Origin of the sequence: Puia dinghuensis, from assembly GCF_014642875.1 — a bacterium.
Taxonomy (GTDB): domain Bacteria; phylum Bacteroidota; class Bacteroidia; order Chitinophagales; family Chitinophagaceae; genus Puia; species Puia dinghuensis.
The window spans coordinates 1,917,080-1,940,687 of sequence record NZ_BMJC01000001.1 but is presented as its reverse complement, the minus strand read 5'-3'; the positions used below and the strand labels follow the sequence as shown (position 1 = coordinate 1,940,687).

General features: G+C 48.7%; 29 protein-coding genes. All 29 read left to right on the top strand.

Features of this window, described 5'->3' with window-relative positions; genetic code table 11:
* Window positions 1–165 precede the first annotated feature (165 nt).
* Entirely contained in the window at window positions 166–702 is a 537-nt protein-coding gene (locus tag IEY39_RS07910) for a hypothetical protein (RefSeq protein ID WP_188930183.1), read from the top strand.
* Window positions 703–840: 138 nt separating this feature from the next.
* Entirely contained in the window at window positions 841–1,188 is a 348-nt protein-coding gene (locus tag IEY39_RS07905; RefSeq protein WP_188930181.1) for a DUF4134 domain-containing protein, read from the top strand.
* A 10-nt stretch (window positions 1,189–1,198) separates the two neighbouring features.
* Complete coding sequence (locus IEY39_RS07900; RefSeq protein ID WP_188930179.1) at window positions 1,199–1,576, top strand: hypothetical protein; 378 nt, start codon at window positions 1,199–1,201, stop codon at window positions 1,574–1,576.
* Between the two features lie 81 nt (window positions 1,577–1,657).
* Complete coding sequence (locus IEY39_RS07895; protein WP_188930177.1) at window positions 1,658–1,993, top strand: DUF4133 domain-containing protein; 336 nt, start codon at window positions 1,658–1,660, stop codon at window positions 1,991–1,993.
* Complete coding sequence (locus IEY39_RS07890) at window positions 1,980–4,448, top strand: TraG family conjugative transposon ATPase (protein WP_188930175.1); 2,469 nt, start codon at window positions 1,980–1,982, stop codon at window positions 4,446–4,448. The genes IEY39_RS07895 and IEY39_RS07890 overlap by 14 nt, the downstream gene beginning before the upstream one ends.
* Window positions 4,449–4,470: 22 nt before the next feature.
* Window positions 4,471–4,854, top strand: a complete 384-nt coding sequence (locus IEY39_RS07885) for a hypothetical protein (protein ID WP_188930173.1) — start codon at window positions 4,471–4,473, stop codon at window positions 4,852–4,854.
* A gap of 37 nt (window positions 4,855–4,891) precedes the next feature.
* Window positions 4,892–5,554, top strand: coding sequence for a conjugal transfer protein TraI (locus IEY39_RS07880; protein WP_188930171.1), 663 nt, complete (start codon window positions 4,892–4,894; stop codon window positions 5,552–5,554).
* 29 nt (window positions 5,555–5,583) lie between these two features.
* Window positions 5,584–6,072, top strand: a complete 489-nt coding sequence (locus IEY39_RS07875) for a hypothetical protein (protein WP_188930169.1) — start codon at window positions 5,584–5,586, stop codon at window positions 6,070–6,072.
* Window positions 6,073–6,314: 242 nt separating this feature from the next.
* Complete coding sequence (locus tag IEY39_RS07870) at window positions 6,315–6,617, top strand: hypothetical protein (protein WP_188930167.1); 303 nt, start codon at window positions 6,315–6,317, stop codon at window positions 6,615–6,617.
* The gene (locus IEY39_RS07865) at window positions 6,614–7,258 is read left to right on the top strand and encodes a hypothetical protein (RefSeq protein ID WP_188930165.1); all 645 of its coding nucleotides are present in this window, start codon (window positions 6,614–6,616) and stop codon (window positions 7,256–7,258) included. The genes IEY39_RS07870 and IEY39_RS07865 overlap by 4 nt, the downstream gene beginning before the upstream one ends.
* Window positions 7,255–7,887: a TerB family tellurite resistance protein gene (locus tag IEY39_RS07860; RefSeq protein ID WP_188930163.1), complete on the top strand. Its 633-nt coding sequence runs from the start codon at window positions 7,255–7,257 to the stop codon at window positions 7,885–7,887. Before IEY39_RS07865 ends, IEY39_RS07860 begins: the two co-directional genes overlap by 4 nt.
* 9 nt (window positions 7,888–7,896) lie before the next feature.
* Window positions 7,897–9,087: a conjugative transposon protein TraJ gene (gene traJ / locus IEY39_RS07855; protein ID WP_188930161.1), complete on the top strand. Its 1,191-nt coding sequence runs from the start codon at window positions 7,897–7,899 to the stop codon at window positions 9,085–9,087.
* A 29-nt stretch (window positions 9,088–9,116) separates the two neighbouring features.
* On the top strand, window positions 9,117–9,740 hold the full coding sequence (gene traK, locus IEY39_RS07850; RefSeq protein ID WP_188930159.1) for a conjugative transposon protein TraK: 624 nt from the start codon (window positions 9,117–9,119) through the stop codon (window positions 9,738–9,740).
* 487 nt (window positions 9,741–10,227) lie between these two features.
* On the top strand, window positions 10,228–11,463 hold the full coding sequence (gene traM, locus IEY39_RS07845) for a conjugative transposon protein TraM (protein WP_188930157.1): 1,236 nt from the start codon (window positions 10,228–10,230) through the stop codon (window positions 11,461–11,463).
* 33 nt (window positions 11,464–11,496) lie between these two features.
* Entirely contained in the window at window positions 11,497–12,348 is an 852-nt protein-coding gene (traN, locus tag IEY39_RS07840) for a conjugative transposon protein TraN (RefSeq protein ID WP_188930155.1), read from the top strand.
* A gap of 10 nt (window positions 12,349–12,358) precedes the next feature.
* The gene (locus IEY39_RS07835; protein ID WP_188930153.1) at window positions 12,359–13,465 is read left to right on the top strand and encodes a hypothetical protein; all 1,107 of its coding nucleotides are present in this window, start codon (window positions 12,359–12,361) and stop codon (window positions 13,463–13,465) included.
* Between the two features lie 41 nt (window positions 13,466–13,506).
* Entirely contained in the window at window positions 13,507–14,220 is a 714-nt protein-coding gene (locus IEY39_RS07830) for a hypothetical protein (protein ID WP_188930151.1), read from the top strand.
* A 67-nt stretch (window positions 14,221–14,287) separates the two neighbouring features.
* The gene (locus IEY39_RS07825) at window positions 14,288–15,322 is read left to right on the top strand and encodes a PDDEXK nuclease domain-containing protein (protein WP_188930150.1); all 1,035 of its coding nucleotides are present in this window, start codon (window positions 14,288–14,290) and stop codon (window positions 15,320–15,322) included.
* 1,630 nt (window positions 15,323–16,952) lie between these two features.
* Complete coding sequence (locus IEY39_RS07820) at window positions 16,953–17,543, top strand: hypothetical protein (protein WP_188930148.1); 591 nt, start codon at window positions 16,953–16,955, stop codon at window positions 17,541–17,543.
* A gap of 84 nt (window positions 17,544–17,627) precedes the next feature.
* The gene (locus tag IEY39_RS07815) at window positions 17,628–18,218 is read left to right on the top strand and encodes a hypothetical protein (protein ID WP_188930146.1); all 591 of its coding nucleotides are present in this window, start codon (window positions 17,628–17,630) and stop codon (window positions 18,216–18,218) included.
* An 83-nt stretch (window positions 18,219–18,301) separates the two neighbouring features.
* Window positions 18,302–18,859: a hypothetical protein gene (locus IEY39_RS07810; RefSeq protein ID WP_188930144.1), complete on the top strand. Its 558-nt coding sequence runs from the start codon at window positions 18,302–18,304 to the stop codon at window positions 18,857–18,859.
* Between the two features lie 35 nt (window positions 18,860–18,894).
* Window positions 18,895–19,443, top strand: coding sequence for a hypothetical protein (locus tag IEY39_RS07805; RefSeq protein WP_188930142.1), 549 nt, complete (start codon window positions 18,895–18,897; stop codon window positions 19,441–19,443).
* Between the two features lie 87 nt (window positions 19,444–19,530).
* Window positions 19,531–19,815 (top strand): hypothetical protein, encoded by a 285-nt coding sequence (locus IEY39_RS07800; RefSeq protein ID WP_229688816.1) that lies wholly within the window; start codon window positions 19,531–19,533, stop codon window positions 19,813–19,815.
* Window positions 19,816–19,879: 64 nt separating this feature from the next.
* Window positions 19,880–20,413, top strand: a complete 534-nt coding sequence (locus tag IEY39_RS07795) for a hypothetical protein (RefSeq protein ID WP_188930140.1) — start codon at window positions 19,880–19,882, stop codon at window positions 20,411–20,413.
* A 56-nt stretch (window positions 20,414–20,469) separates the two neighbouring features.
* On the top strand, window positions 20,470–21,033 hold the full coding sequence (locus IEY39_RS07790; protein WP_188930138.1) for a hypothetical protein: 564 nt from the start codon (window positions 20,470–20,472) through the stop codon (window positions 21,031–21,033).
* 67 nt (window positions 21,034–21,100) lie between these two features.
* The gene (locus tag IEY39_RS07785; RefSeq protein WP_188930136.1) at window positions 21,101–21,619 is read left to right on the top strand and encodes a hypothetical protein; all 519 of its coding nucleotides are present in this window, start codon (window positions 21,101–21,103) and stop codon (window positions 21,617–21,619) included.
* A gap of 75 nt (window positions 21,620–21,694) precedes the next feature.
* A complete protein-coding gene (locus tag IEY39_RS07780; RefSeq protein WP_188930134.1) occupies window positions 21,695–22,213 on the top strand; it encodes a hypothetical protein in 519 nt (172 codons plus the stop codon).
* A gap of 85 nt (window positions 22,214–22,298) precedes the next feature.
* The gene (locus tag IEY39_RS07775) at window positions 22,299–22,994 is read left to right on the top strand and encodes a hypothetical protein (RefSeq protein WP_188930132.1); all 696 of its coding nucleotides are present in this window, start codon (window positions 22,299–22,301) and stop codon (window positions 22,992–22,994) included.
* Window positions 22,995–23,079: 85 nt separating this feature from the next.
* On the top strand, window positions 23,080–23,583 hold the full coding sequence (locus IEY39_RS07770; protein ID WP_188930130.1) for a hypothetical protein: 504 nt from the start codon (window positions 23,080–23,082) through the stop codon (window positions 23,581–23,583).
* Window positions 23,584–23,608 lie beyond the last annotated feature (25 nt).

The following is a 23,608-nucleotide window of genomic DNA, read 5'->3' as shown; positions in this document are numbered from 1 at the left end:
AGTTAGTTACGGACCCCCATCGATCAATAAAAAAAATTCAAATTGGTCACCCGAGTCTCAATCTCACTCTGATAAATCGCTTTTTGGCAATAGCATATTTGCATTATAAGAAACAAACAAAAATTCTTCACCACAAATTGAAAAGTCATGTTTTATAACTTCTCCTTGCACGGCCTAATCTTTGGACTGGTAGGCGCGCTTCTCCTCTACCTGATTATCGTTGGCATCGCTTACGGCAAGAAACTATTTAATTGGGGCAGACTCATCGGGCAGCCAATGGTCCAGGCCGCCGGTTCACCCGCATCTGCAGGCGCAAAGTCCCGAAGCGACCATTTCCCTCCTTTAATTGATAAACCTGCTGATCACCCAGCAGAACAAGCGCTCTATCAGGAAGCCGGGGACCCTGATACTTTTTTCGAAATAACGGATGACGAAGGCGGCACCACACTCTTGAAAGAAGCAGAACACGTCGTCGAAGAGATCCAATATGTCGTCAACAACATAGCCTCCTATCCCGCCAACCCCGACGAAGTCTGTTCCAAAATGCGGGCGATCGTCAGCCGCTACCGCCTCTTTATGGAAACCGACTATTATGATGCCATCAACAACTTTATTGTCGTTACCGTCGAACGCGACTGCGACCTAACCCTCACCGAAGAAGATCTGATCTCCCTCTGGCACGCCGGCGCTCAAGCCGCCTAATAGACACCTTCTATACAGACGCTCGTCTGTCACTCCCGTCCATTCATCGCCATAACTAAGGCCGGTTCCCGCCCATCTTTCCCACCTACCTGGGAGCCGGCCTCTTCTTGTCTCCACGCCACCTCAAAAAGAAACATAATGAAAAAGAAACACACATGCCCCTCCCGCCGTTGCCTAAAATCCATCGCCATCACCTCCTCCGTTATCCTGTTTTCAACAATGTCCGAAAAAGCCAGCGCCCAGGCCGGCAACGGCGTCGCGGGCCTGCAACAAGCGAATACCCTCGTCGGAAGCTATTTCGATTACGGCGTAACCTTATTATACAGCATTGGCGCCATCGTTGGCCTTGTTGGCGCTGTCAAAGTATACAATGCATGGAGCCACGGAGACCAGCAAACCAATAAACTCGCGGCCAGCTGGTTCGGAGCCTGCATATTCCTCGTCGTCGTAGCCGCCCTGCTCAAATCATTCTTTGGCGTCTCTTAACAATTTTGCCATGAACAACTCACTCCCGATCGTCAACATCTTGGAAACAGCATTTTTTATAGACTGGGATCAAAAGCGCCTTACTCAGGTAAACAACCCAAACAATAGCATCCCGTTTCCGCCAACCGATCATCCTGACGGTCGAGTGAGACTGCTCATGGACAAATCCACCAAAACGGCCTTTACCGGCACCATCCAACAAAATCTGTTAAATCCAAACGTCGTCGAAGTGCGCCTCCGCCCACCCACACAGATCGACTTACAGGCAGAAAAGTTTGGATACGAACAAAGCAATGGCTACGATATCGAGAACGCCCGCCGCATTCTCCAGCGCATCATGGGGCCGTTTCACCAAACCCAAAACTACAACCGAAGTTTAAAAATGTGATCGAAGATCTGTCGATCATACTCTCTGCAGTCCTCGTGTGTCAGCATTAAACAACGAAAGAAACAATTAAAATTAACCGCAGTGGCTACCGTCTACGAAATCAACAAGGGCATCAACAGGTCCATAGAATTCAAGGGAATAAAGGCCCAGTATATCACCTACCTGGCACTTGGAATGGTAGCCCTCCTCCTGCTCTTTGCCATTTTATACATCTGCCACATAAAACTCCTGCTCTGCCTGGGGATCGTTGTACCCACGGCAATCGCTTTTGTCCTGCTCATCCAACACCTCAGCCGGACATACGGAGAATCCGGCCTGCAAAAGCGGATGGCCGCCTCTAAACTCCCCACGGCCATCCGCAGCAGGTCCCGTCAGTTATTCATTCAACTCCAGCCTGAACAAAATGCCCAAAAATAAATACATCGAACAGGTAATGCCGATCTACCGCGTTGAGCAGGACTGCATCCTCTCCCGTACCGGTGACATCACCGTCGCCTTTGAACTTACTTTACCTGAAATTTTCACCCTCGGCCTGCAAGACTACGAAGCCTTGCACCAGTCCTGGCTCAAAGCCATCCGACTGCTACCCACCCACTCTGTTCTCCACAAACAGGATTGGTATACCGAATCCTGTTACCAACCCGATTTTTCCAACGAAAACCAGTCGTTTCTGGCCCGGAGCAGCGAACGTCACTTCAACGAAAGACCCTACCTCGATCACAAATGCTACCTCTATCTCACGCAAAAGCCAGCTGACAAGAGGACCCACACTGCCATTTTATCCAGCCTGATCCGGTCATCCTTTGCGCCTGCCCAAACGCTCGATGGCAAGATCAAAGACCAGTTCCTCCAAAAATGCGGACAATTCGCCCAAGTCCTTCATGACGCGGGCTACGTCCAGCTCCGGCGCCTTGCCGGCAATGAACTGGCCTCCACGGCGGAGCAACCCGGTCTTCTCGAACGGTATTGCTTCCTCCTTCATCCCCAGGAGCGCCCGGTTATCAGGGATATAACCCTGCAGCCGGGCCTCATGGTGGGTGATCTCCACTGCCAGGTATTCAGCCTTGCAGACACCGCCGATCTACCCAATGTCTGCGGTCCCCGAGTGAACTTTGACAAATACAGTACCGATAAGACTAAATTTTCCGTCGGTTTTGCTGCGCCGTTGGGCCAAATGCTGCCCTTTAACCACATCTACAACCAGTATTTATTCCTCGAGGACAGCCGGGAAACCATCAAAAAAATGGAAGCCAAAAGGCTAAAGCTCCAAAGCCTATCCTCGTATTCCCGAGAAAATACCATTAGCAGGGACGCGACCAATAACTATCTCAACGAAGCTTTTTCATTGCAACGCCTCCCTATCAAAGCCCACTTTAACCTTCTCGCCTGGTCCTCCGACGCCAGTAAAGTCCCAGACATCCGCAATGCAGTATCCGCCGCTCTATCCCAGATAGACGCCCGAGCCCGGCAGGAAACCACCTGCGCCACCCAGTTGTTCTGGGCCGGCATGCCCGGCAACGCTTCCGACCTTCCGCTACACGAAACTTTCGACACATTCGCAGAACAAGCCACTTGCTTCTTCAACCTCGAAACCAATTACCGCAGCAGTATTTCCCCGGTTGGCATTCGACTCGCCGATAGGATACACGGCCTCCCGGTACACGTTGATATTAGTGATTTGCCTGTAAAATTAGGGATATGCCAAAACAGGAACAAGTTCATTCTAGGCCCTAGCGGCTCTGGAAAGTCTTTTCTAACCAATATGATCATGCGCACCTATGTCGAGCAGGGATCCCATGTGGTGATCGTCGATGTGGGTCATAGCTACAAAGGCATCTGTGACCTACTCGGAGGATATTACTTTACGTATTCCGAGAAAGACCCCATCAAATTTAACCCCTTTTACCTTGGCGATGACGTTTTGGACACCGAGAAAAAAGAATCCATAAAAACGCTCCTGCTGAGCCTTTGGAAAAGAGACGATGAATCCTACAGCCGGTCCGAATACGTCTCCTTGTCCAATGCCCTACAGACCTATTTCGAATACCTAAATCAACATGACGAGATTTTCCCATGCTTTAACAGTTTTTACGACTACCTAAGAGACATCTTCCTCCCCGACCTTCGCCAGGAAGGCATAAAAGAAAAGGATTTTGACATCGACAATTTTTTATATGTCCTTCGCCCCTATTACATCGGCGGAGAATATGACTATCTCTTGAACGCCCGTGAAAATCTCGACCTCCTGTCCCAGCCCCTCGTCATCTTCGAGCTTGACAACATCAAGGACCATCCCATCCTTTTTGGTTGCACGAGCATCATCATTATGGAAATCTTCATCAATAAGATGAGGAAGCTCAAGGGAGTCCGGAAGGTCATCTTAATAGAAGAAGCATGGAAAGCACTCATGCGCAACGGCATGGCTGAATACATAAAGTATCTCTTCAAGACCGTCCGAAAATTCTACGGAGAGGCCATTGTCGTAACACAGGACGTAGAAGACATCATTTCATCTCCCATTGTAAAACAAGCCATCATAAATAACTCCGACTGCAAGATCCTTCTGGATCAATCTAAGTATCAAAACAAATTCGATGGAATTCAGGAGCTCTTAGGGCTGACGGACAAGGAAAAGTCCCTGGTCCTTTCCATCAACCGCGCAAACGACCCTCGCCTGAAATACAAAGAGGTCTTTATCAGCCTTGGAGGACAACAAAGCAAGGTTTACCGTACCGAAGTCAGTCCTGAAGAATACCTGTGTTACACTACAGAAGAGAAGGAAAAAATGCACGTGCAAGCCTATGCCAAGAAATACGGGAGCCTCCGCCGCGGCATAGCCATGCTCGCTGCCGAGCTCCGCCAATCTGCCTAATACATCACACAACAAAATCGCTATGAAAAGAGCTTTGGTCCTCCTATTCGCATTGATCGTTATTGCCTGTCACCAAAGTCCCATAGTTCCATCCCTCCGCAAAGGGTTTATCACTGGCACTTACGCCACCTGGGAGAAGGGTCACTTGTTCAGGGCATGGGATACATTAATCATATCACACCATTCTACTGACCCATACTTCTTTAACGTTACACGCATTTCCAGCTTTCAGCGAATTATCGACCCCAACTTTTACCCGCCTGCTTTCGTCAACTCCCGCTGGACAGGACACTATGATCCCGATACCCACATACTCTCGAACACAACCGGTAGACCGGAGCTCTTCTTTGTCCCGGGCGAATATACGGTCAATGCCGATGGACTGCTTTATGAGCGCATTGAATAAGATTTCCATTACATCTCGACACCTAAAAATATTTTATATGAAACGGACTCTTGCCTTACTCTTATTCGCCACGACCCTTTCGTCCGCCCCCACAGTAAAGAGCCAGGCACAATTCACCGATATCCTCAGAGAAATTATAGTTGCTGCCGATGTCGCCGTTCAAAAAGTGCAAAACGCTACCCTCGAGCTCCAAAATGCCCAAAAGGAGGTAGAGAACGAGTTGTCCAAGCTGAAATTGGGTGAGATCGGCGATTGGGAAGAACAGTTCAAAGACATCTATACCGAGTATTTTGACGAACTGAAAAAGGTAAAAACGGCAATATCCTATTTCCACGAGATCACCGGAATTATAGACCAACAAAGCCAATTGGTCTCCGAATACAAGAAAGCATTTGCACTGATCAAACTAGACAACCATTTTTCCACCGCCGAACTCACCTATATAGGCAACGTATACTCGGGTATCATTTCCGAAAGCGTCAAATCCCTCGACCAAATCATAATGGTTCTGACCAACTTCTCCCTCCAGATGACCGATGCCGCCCGATTAAAAATGATCAAACAGGCCTCACTCGATATTGAACGAGACACCGGCGACCTGCGAAACTTCAACAACCAAAACATCCAAATCAGCTTACAACGTTCCAGAAGCCTCCAGGAGCTCAATGCCATCAAAAGTCTCTATGGCATTTCCAACTAGAATCGTAGCGCTCGCAAGCCAACTAAGAGATGGAAGTAAAGACCCTATTTACAAAAATCTTCGAAGAGCACAAGGCCAACCTCTTCTTGAAGAACTATTCCGAAAAAATGATCGACTCGTGGTCTGAGAATGGACTGTTTCTGAAACAACTCCACGCCGCCTTTAAACAGGCCTACACAACCAACGTTGAACATTACCGCATCGAAGAATTTCAGTTACAAATGACTGGCTATTTCTCACTCAAAAGACAAAACGGCTCAAAGACGAAAGACAAAATCCAATTTGATTTCTCCTACGCCTATGACCCATCCAGGATTGCACTGCGAATGACGTCCCTAAAAGCAACCATGAACGATCAGTTGGAGAAAACCTATTCGATTCCGGGCCATCCATCCAGAGACTTGCCCCCGGCCGCCAAGGTTTACCAAGAGCTATTTACCATTCGGGAAAAAGAACTACTCGAAAAGATAAAGACTCAAAAGGAAGCCGGCAGAAAGAGCAAAAACATTAAACGCTAACAAGGACCAACCGATTACTTCCTATGCCAGTGACCGAGCAACAGAACACTACCCGTGCAAACCCAATACCGAATCCTTATTATCCTTTGGAAGAGATCATTGAACTCTGCCACAAAAGAAATTATACGGAAGAGGTACTGGGCTTCCGTGAACAGCCCGGATTTATAGCGGAGCGCTTTCGCAAGGCCCACGCCGTTATGTTGCTAAGGTCTTCCAATACCAGATCTCCCAAAAATTTCACCATGTCTTTTCCAACTGCATCCTATACCGAAAACGATCGCATCCAATTCAAATTCAACATGGATTATAATCCCGTCAACGACACCCTTCGTCTGCGCGGCATTACCGCGCTGCTCAATCCAACCGATCTCGCAGGTAAACGACAGTGGGAAAACCAAAAGATATTCCTGCTGACTGACACTCGCCGGCTCCCCGACTCCCGGGAAATATACAATATCCTAACCGAACACCGCTTCCAACAGGCCCGTGAACTCTATAATTCCATCACCACAGCACCAATCACCCGCAATACCCTCCATGTATGATAAGCGCTAAATTTCCAAAACCGCGAGTTCTCATCCTCCCATTCCTTCTGGCGTTCGCCTTGTGCCTTCCGGTTCAAAAGGCCGGTGCTCAGGGCCTCATTGGCACTATGATCGAGCAACTTGGCAAACTGGAGGTGTATCTGCAGGAGCTGAAGCAGGGATATTCTATTGTCCAAAAGGGACTGACAACGATCGGCGATATAAAAAAAGGAGACTTCGACCTACATAGCCTTTTTTTCAACTCCCTTAAGGACGTCAACCCCTCCATTAAGAATTGGAGCAAAGTTGCCGACATCCTCGCCATGCAAGTACAACTTGTTTTCGGCTGTCAATCCAGCCTGCAACAAGCAGCCTCTTCCGGAAATTTCTCCTCCACCGATCTCCAATACCTGGATGCTGTATTCGGCAATCTGAAGACCCTGACCGAAAAGGACATCGATGAACTCACCAGCTTACTGTCAGATGGCGATAGGCAAATGACAGACGATGACCGAATGGCAAGGATTGACCGCCTCTATAAAGAGGTATCCGACAAATACAGTTTCCTCCGCACTTTCTCTAGTCGCGTCATGACAGAAAGTAACCAACGTTCCCAACAAAGAACCAATCTTCAAGACCTAAAAAAATTAATTATCCCATGAAACGATTACAAACACTCCTTCTGGTCGGCATACTTACCATGGCCATTCCTTCCAGAAGCCATGCTCAGTTGCAGGAACTCGAACAACTCGCCCTGGACATTGCAAAACTGGCCCAAATGAAAAGTATCCTGTCTGAAATGTACAAAGGGTATGAGATCCTGACAGGCGGCTACAATACTATTAAGAGCCTCGCCGAGGGCAATTTCAACTTACACGCCACCTACCTAAACAACCTTCTATTGGTTAGCCCTACGGTCAAAAACTACGTCCGCGTTGCCGACATCATTGCCTGCCAAGCCTCCCTGGTCAGTGAATACAAAAACGCGTTCAAAACCTTTACCAACAGCGGCCAATTTTCTACCACAGAACTCAACTACTTGTCTACCGTATACACAAATCTCTTCAATAAATCCTTAGACAACCTCGATGCCTTGGCAATGATACTAACTGACGACCAGCTACGGGCAAGCGACGCGGAAAGGCTGACCACCATTGACCATATCTACGCCGATATGCAGGACAAGCTCACCTTTTTGCGCGTGTTCAACGGGAAAGCCGCCGCCATAGGCACCCAACGACAACAAAAGGTCCACGATATCAACAATCTACAATCCCTCATCGGCCAATAACTATTCACTATGTTCCGCAAAGCGATTTCCCTCTTATCCATCCTCGGTCTGATGTTCATCCCCGCCCTTGCCCACGCACAGGTCAGTAGCGGTGTTAGCGAGCTCCACGACGTTCTGAACAACGTATACAACCAGATGATCCCCATGTGCGCTAATCTCATCCAAGTCTGCCAGGCAATTGCCGGCCTCGGATGCATCTTTTATATCGGTGTACGGGTATGGAAGCACCTTGCCCGGGCGGAGCCTATTGACTTCTTTCCCCTTTTCCGACCTTTCGTCATGGTTCTGCTGATCGGGATGTATCCCAACGTGCTCGCACTTATCAACGGAATTTTGTCCCCAACGGTAACGGCAACCGCCGCTATGGTTCAGAATTCCAACGACGCAGTGAACACCTTGCTCGCCATTGAGGCGCGTAAGGTCATGGGTCCCGCCTCAATTCTGTTCACTCCCAGCCCACAGACTAATCAGCCAGGTTGGGATAAGTATACCCAACCCGATGCCACCACCAACTCGAGCGGCGGAAGCCTTTGGGATGCCATCGGGAGCGGCTTCAAATTTCTCGCCGGCAGTGTTGAGCTCTACCTCCGCTTCGCGTTTCGCTTTCTCCTATCCATCATCCTTCAAGTCCTGTATTTCGCCGCATCACTGTGTATTGACACCATCCGGGTATTCCATCTCATTGTTTTGGCTATTCTAGGGCCATTCGCCTTCGCCTTTGCCTGCTACGACGGTTTCCAGACATCCCTGACTCACTGGCTGGGCAAATATATCAATATCTATCTCTGGCTACCGATCAGTAACCTGTTGGGAGCCATTCTGGCCCAAATTCAGATCAACATGCTCCAAATCGACCTTACGAGGGCGCAAACCGGTGACATCAGCCTTTTTTCCGCTACCGATATTGCCTATCTCATTTTTCTAGTCATCGGCGTCGTCGCCTATACAACTGTACCAGGATTGGCCAATTACATCGTCCACTCTCACCTTCCCAACCCCCTAAATCAAAAAATTACCGCCCTTGCCAACAAGGCAGCCGGTGCGGCCGTCACTGTGGTCAGCGGCGGAGCCGGAGGGGCAGCAATGGCCAGCGGATTGACTGGCGGCGGCGGCAAGTCCGGCAGCGATGTTTTCGAAACCAACTCCAAAGGCCAGCCCTACGACCCATATCAATACAACCGCGATAAAATATCGGGCTAGTCTTTTCCCTTCTCCCCAAAATATCTTCCATGTTCCAGCAATTCAAAAATATCGACACCGCTTTTCAATTCATCCGGGTATTCGCAATCGCCTTCCTCGTTGGAACAGTCGTCATCTGTCTCTACACCGTCCATCGAACCACATCCGCCCTTCAAAAAGGCCAACAGCGAATTTACGTCCTCAGCGACGGCAAACTCCTCGAAGCTCAGGCCGTAGAACGCCATGACAGCCTTGCCGTAGAGATTCGCGACCATGTCAAAATGTTTCATTATTACTTCTATAGTCTCCAACCCGATGAGGAAATCAACCGCCGGCATCTTACCGCCGCCATGTACCTCGCAGATTCTAGTGCTTTCCGCGAGTTCAAAAGTCTGGAGGAAGACGGGTACTATGCCCGCATCATCTCCAACAACATCAGCCAGGAGGTAGAGGAATACGACAGCATCGCCGTGGACCTCAACCATAATCCTTACTACTTCAAATACTTCGGCAAACTCCGTATCGCCAGACCCACCAGCATCCTGACCCGCTCACTCATTACGGAAGGATACCTCCGGATCCTCAATGGTGTCAGCACCAAAAATCCGCATGGCATGCTTATCGAACGATGGAAAGTAGCTGACAACAGAGACCTCTCGGTTGAAAAAAGATAACAGACCTCCTATTGCTTGTTTACCACAACTGCTGTTTCTGCCGTACATCTCCCAATAACCTTTCATTGGATAACTTATGTTCCTTTTCAAAAAGAAACCCAAACCCCAACCCCCGACTGCAGAACCGAGTGCCGTTAGGCAACTTTTTAAGCTAGTATTGCGAAGATGGGCCTCCAAGCTTAGCTGCTGGGAACAAAAAATGTCCCTACCGGCGAAAAAAGCGACCATCACCCTGTTCTGCCTGATAGCCGGTATCCTCGCCATGAACTCCCTATATAACGGCTTGTTCCTTCCGTCTAAATCCCCAAGCTACCTTACTCAACCATCCAAATCCCATCCAAACATCCTCCGACTTCCTGACTCTATTGCGCATCAATTGCCGATAAACGGCTCAAACGCAGTCCCTATCAATCCTGATCACCACGATTCCATCACCAAATAATATACTTCCATGCCACAATCATCTCCTATTCCCAAAAAAAAGCGTATGCTGGTTGCCGCAGGACTATTCCTCGTACCTGTTGCCATCGTCAGCGCCATCATTGTCCTGCTACTGCACCCACATAAAACGCAAGTCTCCAAACTGACCCCCGGCTCAGCTTTTAATACTGAGCTACCCTCTCCCAATGTGCCCACCGGCGAGAAAAACAAGCTGGAAATCTATATGAAGGCCGAACAGGACTCGATCAAACAGAACCAGGAACGCGCCAAAGACCCTTATTCCAAAGATCAGGCCTCGACAGCGACCCCAACTCAAAGCCCCGTCAAAACCCCCGGTTTCCTTCAGCCCCAGGTCATAAGCAATCGAGCCCCGGCAGGATTACCGGCAACCCCGGAAGAAAACGAACGCAAGGTGAATGATCGCCTCCAGCGTATTTACAGTGCAATCGGCAGTCCTGGCGCAGCCGACGCAGAAAGAAAAAGTCCATATGCTCTTCCTTCATATCCCACTACTGACCAATCCCCGCAAATTGCTAAACTCGAGCGACTGATGCAGGTCATCCAGCACGCAGACACTGCCACAAGTCCGCAACTCGCCCAGGTCAAACAAATTCTCGACCAGATCAAAGACTTACAAGATCCTAACCGTCTGCACCCCCCGGCAATACCCGCAGCCACTTCCACTCGTCCTATGGCCGTAGAGGTGAGCCCAACCGCTCCTACCGACAGCATGGCGCAACCGGCGGCTACAGAAAACCAAAACGGCTTTTTTGGTCTCTCTGACGGCCCGGACTCCTCAGCCGCCAGCACGAGTTCTCCCGCTATCCAGGCAGTCGTCCACACGGATCAGCTCATCCAAACAGGCTCTACCGTCAAACTCCGCCTTTTACAACCCATATACGTCGGCGGGCAGAAAATCCCGGCAAATACCTTCATTTACGGTCCGGCATCCATCACCGGCGAAAGGGTATCCATAGAGCTAACGAATGCGATCTATGACGGCCGTATTTATCCCATCTCCCTCAAAGTCTATGATGGAGTAGATGGTCTCGAAGGCCTTTACGTTCCAGGAATGATCACACGGGACATCGTCAAACAGAACATGAGCCAAGGGGTAAGTGGTGTCAGTATCGGCACTCTTGACCCTTCTCTTGGTGCTCAGGCCGCCGCTGCCGGCATCCAAACCGCCCGCAACCTTCTCAGCCGGAAAATTTCGATCGTCAAAGCTACCCTGAAAGCCGACCACCTGGCTATCCTGAAACCTAACGGCCCCCTTCGGTAAACTTCCTCTTCACTCACCACAAATACGTTCGTCATGAAACCTTCCATCACCACTTTCCTCTTCGCTTTTTTGGTCTCTCTATCCACTCTTCATGCTCAACAATCTGCTCTGCCGCTGCCGCCCAGCACTCTGATCCCGCACTACCTTCTACCCGTTGGCTACAATACCACGACGGTACTGGTATTCGCCGCCCCGGTGAAACCAGTCGACCGGGGAGATCGCGACATCATCGCACAGAAGCAACCCGGCGCAGAAAATGTCCTTAAAATCAAGGCCGCTCGAAAGAATTTCCCCATTACCAATCTCCACGTGTTTACTGAAGATGGGAAAATATTCACTTTCGACGTTATCTATACCGACAGCGTTTCCTCTACATACAATCTATCCACCCTTAGCTACCCGGTACCGCCTAATGGCCAATCGATCATCCTACTTTCAAACGAACCTGTCAACACAGTTGATATGCAGGCTTTTGTCGACCGCGTCAAAGACCTGCCAGCCTCCCATCACGGACCCGTCGACAACCGCAATAAAATGTCCATCCGTTTGGACAATGTTTGCATAGCTGGCTCAATGATGTTCTTCCGTTTTCAGCTCCGCAACCACTCCAATATTGATTACAATATGAACTTCCTTCGGCTGTATATCCGCGATCGCGTAAAATCGAAACGTACATCCGTGCAGGAGAAAGAGATTCTCCCAGTTTATGAGGACGGAAACACTACCATATCCGGTGATTCATCGATCGTCCATGTCATTGCCGTCCCTACATTCACCCTGGCTGGAGGCAAGCAATTTATCGTCGAGTCCTATGAAAAGAACGGAGGCCGGTCACTTACCTTATTTGTCAGGAATAAAACAATATTGAAAGCCCGGAAACTATAAACACAATGTCATGGCATACGAACCTGATTTACAACGATTTCAAAATCGCGTACTCAACGCGGTCGCATTGCATGTAGATGACGAGGCCCGATTTGGAGTAGAAAATGCCGACTATAGCAGTCTCAGTCCGAAAGCGTTAGAGCTCAGGCGTCGCCATCTATCCGGCGTTGTGCAAGGATTTCGAAGAGATCGAGAACTAGATAGTTCCGAAAAACTCAGCCTCAAATATGCCCGCCATGAACTACGGAAGGTCCGTTATTATCAAAATCCCACATTTCTCCAAACCCTCCTTTATGCTCAACCCCTTAGGTGGATAGTCAATTTCTTACGAGGACGGCAGCAGTATTACAATGCTATCAATCGCATTATGAAAGATATCGCGAAAAGAACCACAATTGACCTGAACGCCGCCGATTTGCAACAGACACTAAACGAATATGGATTTGTGAATCAACTGGAAGGCCCCCTCAAAGCGAGGATGGCTTACGGACCCGATGAATTCAGCTTCCGCACCCCCGAAACTAGAAATTCCGATACCAACTACCTGCTTCACTTCAAAAAAAAACCTGGCTCCGACACCTACTATTTCGCTGGCTTGGAGGCCAGCCGACGGGATACAGGAACTCACTATACCGACCAGAAAATACAGCCTTCTTTGTTGCTTCGAACGTCTGATAAAATTCAATTCAACGCCACAGAAGCCAGAGATCTCGTTCACGGTCACCCAGTTCACAAAAACATCAAAGGAAAAGTTGACTGGTTCCTCATTAGCCGTGATGGCTCTTACATCGATACTTTACCGTTTAATCTTGAGCAGCAGTTGGCTTCCTTGCCCATCAAAGAAATGGGCATTCCCACGACCCGCGAATTATTGCTGAACGATTTGAACGACGGAAAAGAGGCCTTCATAACGCTGCAACTACCCGACGGCCAGGAAAAAGGCCTGATCATTAAGCTTGCCTATGATCAACAAAACCGAACTATTAACCTCGAATTCCGGGATGAAAATGGCAAGGTAGACGCCTTCGACTTAGTAAAAGACAGGTCCGCAGCCCGGCAAATCCTGCAAAATATCAAGACTGCTCCCTTAAAGTCCCGCAATCTTCAACCAGTCTAAAAAGCTATTTAATAACCGTAGGAACTTAAATAGGCATTCCCATGGACAGAACCTACCGTACTTTCGAAGATCATATCGAGCTCTTGACAGAAAAAGGATACCTCGATTCTAATTTCAAAACACCTGCCCAACTTGGCATGTGGTTGAACGAATTCCGACAAGCCATCGAATTCGCTACCTCCCAAGCGTCATTAAATGATCAATCATCCGCCACCTTTATCATGGCGCTCCGAGGAACATTCAATGAAGGCTTAGACTCAATAACGTTCAACTTCCAATACCGCTATTTTCCTGACACCGAAAACCTGACTCTCCTTTATCTTCAGACCCATATGGAAAAGGGAGATGTCTCCTTTATCCACGCAAAACACCGCAAAAGCTACCGTATTGATGATCCCTCCAACCTCATCCTGCCGGCAGATGCGTATACTCGACTAACCACTGCAGACGAATTAGAAAACAACCTCCCTGTATGGGCGCGACTTTATGGCCAGTTTCAACGCGACCGGGACCCGGAAAACGATCTCAAAAAAAACCCCCAGCAAGATCCTTTTTACGACCCTAAGGACCCATATGAATACAACCCGGAAGCCGAACTGGACCGATTTCGCACCTCCAAATTTGAACGCAAGCCACGAGGGGAAGAATTCAAATCCGATAACCGCCCCAAGCTCGGTCTTCCTACCCATCTATTGGGACGCCTGCCTGTGCCACCACCTCCCAAACCACCCATTCCAAAAAACATAAGACGCTGAAATCCTGCTGTTTACAATTCGGGTAACACTGTTACCCGAATTGGTACAGCCTCCCAAATCTCCAATCATGGATTCCACCCACCTTTTAATACGAGATATCACCGCTATCTGGACTAAAGCCCGGGCCCAAGCCTTCACCCTGGTCAATCGTGCCATGATAGACGCTTACTGGGAAATAGGCCGACGCATCGTTCAGGAGGAGCAGAACGGTCAAAAAAAAGCCCAATACGGCGGTTCCCAGCTAAAGACACTCGCCGAAAAACTGACCCGGGAAATTGACAAGAATTTGGATGAACGAGAGTTGCGTAGAATGCGTCAACTCTTTTTCGCTTTTCCAACCCGGGAAACCCTCCGACCAGAATTGACGTGGTCGCACTATAAACTCCTGTTACGCATCGAAAACGACTCTGCAAGGTCTTACTATCTTGCCGAAGCTGCTGACCAAACGTGGAGTATCCGGCTGTTGGAGCGCAACATTCAATCAGGCTACTACGAAAGGATCGTTACCAGCCAAACGCTGCCATCTCCTGCCAGGTCATCCAACGCCCCACTCACGGGTGCTCCAGCAGCAGACACCCAAAGCACCATGTCTCCTGGCGACTTCATCAAAGATCCCTATATCTTGGATTTTCTCGGCCTGGACATCCCTGCAGGGTTCTCTGAAAGCCAACTCGAATCCGCGATTCTAAGCAACATTCACCAATTTCTGCTCGAACTCGGCAAAGGGTTCGCCTTTGTCGCTCGACAATACTGCATAAAGACGGATACCCGTCAATATTATATTGACCTCGTGTTTTACAATTTTATTTTAAAGGCCTTCATTTTACTGGAACTCAAATTGGGTTCTCTAAGCCACCAGGACATCGGTCAAATGGATATGTATGTACGAATGTTTGAAGCATTGAAAAAAATACCCGGAGACAACCCAACAATTGGCATCATTCTCTGCGCGGAAAAAGACGACACCCTCGTCAAGTATAGCGTCATGGAAGAAAATAAACATCTATTCGCTTCCCGCTATAAATTCGTACTACCCTCCGAAGAAGAATTGTCCCGGGAAATTCAGAAGGGAAAGTTGCGATTTATCGATGCCAATAGTTAATCATAGAAGCTGTCGCCATCGTCTCTAAAAAGCCGATTTTCACATCTTCCTATTCCTACTTGATCAGTTTGAAGGCCCATTCTGTCCAACTATTGCTGAACCTCAGGTAAAATCTTTAAGTTGTACACGTAAAGTGTCAACTCTCATCCACGTCCCACAATTCCCCTCTTTATTTACGAAGGAAAACAATGGGATGCCTCTAAGAAATTGAGGCGTCCCTTTCTTTGCTCTTTATCCCGAAACTATTGTCTTAATTCAGCTCCTCTTATCACCTGAATCAACCTCTATAGCGTGCTCGACGCCTCAAGTCACCTCTTTGCCTCTCGCTACCGCCCGTGCATCCCACTGAACAAGAGTTAAGTCGCCATGTAGAACATGAACGGGAGGTGTTCCATCGGCTGCCGGCATAACTCCATTACCGGACTTCCTTACGCTGGTACTATCCGGTAGTGATCGCTTTGCCTTCACTGACTTCTCATTCTATTTTCTCCCCTGCACCATCTCCCGAACCGATTTATTCGAATACTTATCGCGTTCCTGACGCTTTGAAGCCATTCCATGTACATCTTCGCCCACGTTCTACAGTGTAAGGGGTAATGGTTATTTGCAAGAGATATAAAGTTTGCTTGATACAGAAGGTACTTTTTTCCCGTGTTTAATATAAGGATTTATCCATGCGAGAAAGGGTTTAGTCCTTAAATCCTGAATATTAACCACTCGCACAACGGGAATGCTTGCTTCCAATGCCAAAAGATAATCGCTACTGCACTACTAATACGCTCAAACAACCCCATTGTCACTACCACCTAACACTTCAATGCCTATACCCAATTGTCACTTATTTCTTGGACTTCTCCATTTTCAATTATAGTTTCCAATGCTGCAAATGAGGCAGTCGGTATATTGATACCGTGATCCGACACTTCTAAATTTTCACACTCAGCATCCCACCGTCGATTGCCTCATTTCGTGCGTACCGCTCCTACATTGACCCCCCGTTTCCATCAATGCGACCGGATATTCAACGCTAGGCGAGAGGAGGGGGAAATCGGCACCTGTACCCTGATTCGGCATCGTTGCGACGCTCCGTTCAGCAGCCACCTGCCGATGAGGCGGTAGAGGTTGCCCGAGGGGGGTACTAAAAACAGGTCCGTTCACCCGGGCGTAGCAGTCCAGCCGGCCGCCGCTCTCGCGGCTAACAGGGTCCCAAGTTGAGTTTTCAAGATTAAAAACAAAAGGATTAACAATGAAGGGCTGAAAAAAGCAGCACAAAATGAGGCATCCCTTTATACCGCTGGTCGCTAAATGATTCAGTGCTTGCCGTCAGCGGCAGATCCTGCACCAGCAGTAGTTCCCCCCGATGCGAAAAAACTAGCGCGCTTCGCAGCGCGTTTTTTCGCATCGGGCCAAGCAGCCGCGCCCCACCGCATTGGCGCCCATCGGAGATAAAGTGGATGCCTCCAGTCCAAGTGCTTTGCTTTTTCGCCCTTCATATTGTTAATCCCTTTGTAGGGGGGTGGGGAAGGGATGGGAAGAATGCTCAACTACCCCAAAAGACACTCGAAACCCAACTCTCTCACTCCCCCGGCAAAGGATAACAAAAAGGGCACTCACCACAAAAAAAGGACTCATGAAGAAAAAAACAGTGTACGCCCCCCAGCAATGCCTTTTCGATGATCCACCTCAGCGATCCAACGAACCGACCGCCCCCAAGGGTGAACGGGACGTCGTATTTGACCTGACGGATTCACTGTCAGCACCGATCATTGTTTTCAACGAATCCTGGGCTGACACCATGCCGGAACAGTTCGTAGACCTTGTCTCCACGGCAAGACTCGCAGCGGGCTTAACGGATGAACAGCAGGCCACGGAAGTCGAATGCATTCTCTACATCTACACGTGGTCAATGGTCAGCCCCATCGACGATTATCATTGGGTGAATATCTACACCCATCTTTCTTGTAAAGTGCTCGAAGAAATGCTAGAGCAGGATCGCTGGGAAATCATGAAGGCGCCAAAGGAACTATCGAATGAAGAACAACAGAAATTACTGGACCTCCGCCGATGGATCTACACTACCCGAAGAGCAGTTGTAAAACAGCGGTTGAAAGAAGGCGAAGATGAAACTCTTGCAATAGATCGCTCTGCAAAAGCCGTCAAACTCGGAAAGAAAGGCAAAGCTACCTCCCGACCATCGGTCGATCAGCAGTCCCTCTTCTAAGCCTGGGATCCGCCCGGCATATCAAAGGAAGTTGCCGCCACGACATCCTTTAAAACCCTTGTTCGCCACAAATAAACCAAATATATGGCAATCACAAAAATCCTCTACGGACACACCAGCCGTAAAACGGCCATCGTGATCATCAAAAAAAACAAACGACAACAGCAAACAACCCGGTTCTGCTGGATTGAGACCAAACCCGGAAAAGGCGACCGCCTCGGCTGGGTATTTTCATATCCCAATACCGCCCAACAAAGCAAACCCTACTACAAGAAATTTGCAGCGCTCGCCTTCTTATACGTTGACGAGGAAGGAAAGATCCAAGACGAATCCATCGCCTTTGACGACTCCAGTAAATCGAATAAAGAAAAGTTCGTCGAGCTTATGACAAAAATGGACCCCGCACAACTTTCCTCCGAGCAGCAATACACAATTCGGAAAAAGATCTACGAAGTCTTCTTGTCCAATGCAAAGGCCGAGCTCACTATGCTCACTGGCAAACAGTACGATGACGATTGGTCATGGACGCAGAAAACGCTAAACCACATTGAAAACTGCCCGTTCCAAGACATTGGCAACTATCCCGATTTTCAAGTACCTCTGAATTGGCCCATACTGACCTCCCTACGGTACGACAGTACCGAAGACCCAGTATACATTGAAGAGGCAGAGTGAAAAACCACCTGCCTTTTTTATGCCCATAGCCGGCTACTACCGGCATCAGTAATTCAATTTGTAAATAATTAAATCATCCTCTTATGGCAATTGTTCAATTGTTACACGGCCACACGGACCTCGAAACGGCTTATGTCATCAACAACCACCCGTATGGTGAATACGAGACCGAGAAATACTTCTGGGTAGAAACCAACAAGAAACGCGGAGACCGCTGTTGTTCGGTCACCCTCAATCCCAGAACAGGTCGCTTAAATAACATCAACCACGGCGCCTACCACACCTTCGTCTACCTGTACATCAACGAGGAGGACCTGGTTAAACACGGAGATTTTGATTTTGGATTGGATCCTGCAAAAAACCAAAACCTATTCAAAAAGATGATAGAGTTGTACGACCCCGCGTTCCTCTCCAAAGCTCAGGAAGCAAATATCCGTCGGAAAATCTCCGAAAGTCTCTTGTACGACGCCGTCTACCAGGTACAGAAAATGGAGGAACCTGCAAAGGACGGCTACAAAAAATGGGCTTTTGCAACGGCCACCAAAATTGAAACTGTACCCTTCGATCAAATCGCCGACTACCCGGCCTACGGGCCGCTGCTGGAAAGTATGCCCTTGCTGCCAACTGTAAAGGCAGCTTAACAACAACGTCGCTCACATACTCAAAAAAATATACGATGAAAAAAAGAACCATTCTCACCGGACACACCACCTTATGCAGTGCCTTTGACGTCAAAGCAACCCTCGATACACCCAAGAGATATTATTGGATCCAAACCAGGCAAGGGATCGGGGACCGCCTGGGAACCTGCACAGTCGAATCAAGAACCGGCGACCTGGGTCCCGTTGAATACGGATTGGACAGTAGCTTCTCCTACCTATTCCTGGATAGAACCGGCGAACTGAGGCAGGAAACCTACCATTTCAACCAGCATCCTTCCATCAATCGGGCACGGTTTCTTGATTTGCTGTCAGAGTTGCAGCCCCATGAGATTTCCCAAGAACAACAGGCCTTCATCCGCCTCGAAATCTACCGGTCGTTTCTGGACTATGCAACGACAGAAAGACCGCAATTAACGGAAGCCGGACTGGAGAAATTCCACGAGTGGGCCGTCCGCACAACCTGCCACATGGAGAGTTGTCCCTTTGAACGAATCGCAGGCTACATACCCTGGGAAGCACGGGAGGAGAACTATCTGTCATATTCTGCGAAAGCGGCTGCCTGACAATCAAAAAACACGCAGTAGACAAGCCGGGGTTAAAGGACCTCGGCTTTTTTTATTCCACTTTTTCATCACAACAAAAAATCAAAAATGGAACAGACAATCGAAAAAACAGCGACAACGAACACCATCACCGTTCCGGACGAACTCTGCCAGATCGCTGTCCTCATCAGGCGACAATGGACCGCAATGTACTTCGGGGCCGTTCCGTATGTGGAAGCCATGCTTTGCCTGAAAACGATCGACGACAACTTTGGAGACGACAGCGGCAGAAGCATCGTTACCTATTTTTTGGGCAATGCCAAAACTTGGAAGGGTGAGTATGCCAAGGCCGTAAAGGCAAAATTGAATGAGTTGCTAAAGAAGGAAGCCTAACGTAAACACAGAGGGTGTGTCGGGAAAACCGGCGCTCCTTTTTTTTCACCTCCATTCAGCAGAAATGAAAAAAATAACCATGCTCACCGGCCACGTAGACCGGGAGACGGCTTATCTAGTAAAAACCAAACAGAACGGTCAGATTCGGAAAAGCAAATATTGCTGGATTGATACTATGCTGGGGATCGGCGACCGATTGGTTACAATTAAAATTGACCCGGTTACACGCAAACCGGGGAAGGAGCAGCATGGACCCGACCAGTCCTTTATCTATTTCTTTAAAGACGGCCAGGGGCGACTGAAACACAAAAGCTTTGTCTTCAAGTACAATGAAATCACGAACAAAAAGGTCTTTCCAAGCTTGGTCAAAGAAATCAATACGAAAGCCATTACCGACCTCCAAAAGTTCAATATCCGCATCGATATCATGCGATCTTTTAAGAGACACGCAAATATTGAGTTCGCCTACCGAAAGGGTACAGCGAGACAACGCTATGGAGAATGGATGAACACAACCCTCTTGCACATGAAAAATTGCCCCTTTGACCAGCTTGCCAATTACCCGGACCCACCGCCTTACCGCAGAAGAATAAGATGAAACGAACCCTGCAAATGCCGCAAGTATTTTCAATTCATCACATCAATTCGGTAAACATGAACAAGAGAAACCTACTCATCGGTCACGTAGACCGTGAGACAGCTTTATTTGTAGACTACGCCGGTACCGACAAAAGACGCAAAAAGAAATACGTCTGGATAGAATCCCACCCGCTTTTAGGGGACCGGATCGCCACCCAAACCATAAGCCCCCGGACAGGAAAACTCAACAAGATACAGTACACCCGCTATACGACGCTTGTTTATCTGTTCAAAGACAGCAAGGACCAACTACGATCCAAACGATACAATTTTAGAGACGAAGACGCGGCCTACAACAAGAGGGAATTCGCAAAACTTATTGCTGAAATCGATACAACAAAACTAGTGGACACCCAACATTTCAACGTCCGTATCGATATCATGACATCGTTCAGAGCCGATTCCTATCGAGAGCTCGGAAAACGCAAAGGGCCGGTCATCGAACACTTTGCCACCTGGAGGAACAACACCCTCTTTTTTCTACAAAAATGTCCTTTCGAGTTGTTAGCCAGCTATCCAGATCTGCCACCCTATCACAACCGCATTGCATCCACCAAACCCGAAGATTTAGAAGAATAACAATGGTAGGGAACCACTCCCTACCGACGAACAAAAAAACCATTTTAAATCACCTAACAGCAAGTTCATGGCTTTCCAGATATCCATCAACAAAGGAGACCAGCACATTTTGTCAACAGAAATCATCTCCTTTCGGCAAATCGACCAACTTAAAACGGCCTTTGGCTGGCTCAACGGTAAATTTCCGGCAAACAACGGATTCGAATTGCTCATCCACCGATTTCCCCGATACATGCCTCCTGTCAACCGCGAAGACCTTCGAAAAGCCTGCATCGTAGGCGACTGGCGAGTTATCCTGGATCTGTTTATCCTTGAAGAAGAACTCGAAGCCTTCCGGGCAACCAAACAGGTACTTGAACTGGATGACAGCGAGACAAATTTCCAACCCAGCTCCGGAAAAGACCCGCTAACAGGCAGGTATGGGTACCAAAACGGACGGATGGTCCTTCAGTTCGGAGAACAACAACTACGGTTTCTCATTCCGGGAGACACCCAGTTTGAAGCCGACGACCTCCCGACAGCCGAACGGGAATGTTACCGATTATACCTGCGATTGACCGACAAGGCGCCGCTGAGCGAGGACTAGGATCTAAGAACCCGCAACAAATCCTTTCCGATCGGTTGCTCTCTATTCATTTCATCACCATTTAACAACAAGCCAATGGCCTGCGAAATATCCATCTGCCAGGGTGAGCGCGTCATTATCAGGCTGGAAGCCGTGCCCCTCACCAACATCGAAGAAATCAAGACCCTTTTTTGGGGACTCGACGAGAAATATCCGGAAGAGCAAGGGTATGAGCTTCACATACGGCGATCTCCAGGTTTCATGCCGGACATACCCCGAAGCGTTTTTCGAAAAGCCTGTCAGTCGGACGATTGGCGAGACGTAATCAATTGTTATGTCCGCGAAGACGAATTCGCCGCCTTTTGCCAGTCGGTTACCCTCATGCCCCTAGATGTAGCTTATTACCACATCGATAACCTGTACGACCACAAGGGCCTTACCGTCGTACGGTGCTACCAGGACGTCATGGCCATCTTCGAACTATCGAAAGACCGCAAGGTGTTTCAAATCTACGGTCACTCGGATTTTGAAAGCGACGATCTCCTCTCCGTAGAACGAGAACTCTACCGACTCTATATCAAGAGCTACGACAGGTTTACCTATCCAGCCGAATAGTAAGGCTGCATATCTCAGGCATCATCTACACACAACAACATTCACCAAACGGGGGCGCAGCCGACCAAGGGGCGCAACAACAACCATGAACAGCACAAAACAATCTATTACCGAAGCCCTCAAAAAAGCGGGCTATAACGCGAGACAAGTGTCCGTGAGAAACCGGAACGGCGGCTACAGCTCTTCCCTGACCATCACCATCCGCGATGCATCGGTTAACTACGAAGTCGTCGAACAGATTGGAAAAAACCACAAACACGTCCACTACGACGAGCATTCCGGAGAAATACTTTCCGGAGGCAACACCTTCGTCGAAACTGACTACACCGACCAGGTACGGGACATCTGGGCCAAAAAGTACAGCCCACTCGTAGACGATGCCATCGTCCAGTTGGTTGACGACAATGCGGGAATAAGGATCGACGACCGGTTCACCATCTTCAAAGACGGCCGGAACAATTACAAAATTTGGGACGAATACGACAGTTGGCTCCCGATGCACTATTATAATCCAAGAGACATCGCCGTAGATCTCTACATCCGGTCCACCTTCACCGAATCGAACGTAACCCAAACAGCCGTCGACCGCTACTGGTTCCGGGTGATTCGCGGCGACGAGAAAAGCTGGAAAGACAGCGCCGGAGAGTACAACACGACGGCCATGGGTGAAGCGGCTGCCGAACACTTCCACTGTAAATCCGAAAACGGCGATACCGACGCCGAAAAGAACATTTTCGACTGGGCAGTCCTCTTCGCCGAACGCCTTCCAAAAGCAGCCTAAAAAGCACAACAAAAGTTCCAGAGGGGTGGTCAGCCGATCCCCCCTTTTTCATTTCATCGATTTCCACGCCAAAAACGACACTTCCATGCCTTACCAAATTCGAATTGACAAAGACGAAAAAATACAATTTCGAACCAGCCACTTCTCGGCCTGGACGGTAGAAGCTTTGATCCGTCTTTTTACAACATTGAACGAACGCTTCCCCGATTACGAAGGTTTTCAGCTTACCGTCGAACGCTTCCATCATTTTCCACAAACGATCGACCGAGAAACCTTCTGCAAAACTATCGAGAGCGGCAACCCCGTAGACATCCTGAAGCTGTTCGTCACCGAAGAAGGATTCCAGCAATTCCAAAAAGAGAAAAAACAATTGGACCTCAAAGAAGAGGAAGCCATTGACGACGCCCATTCCTATTTCCCCATCGCGCATTCGATATGGGGTTATTACGAAGGGTACTATCTCGTAGAACTCAACCAAGATCAACAACACCAGTATCTGTTACCGGGCTATCAACCCATCCACAGCGACAACTATCTCCTGCTCGAATACGAACTCTACCTCTCGTACCTCCAGCTCGGCGACTGCTAAAACCTGATCGAAAAAATAGTTCCAT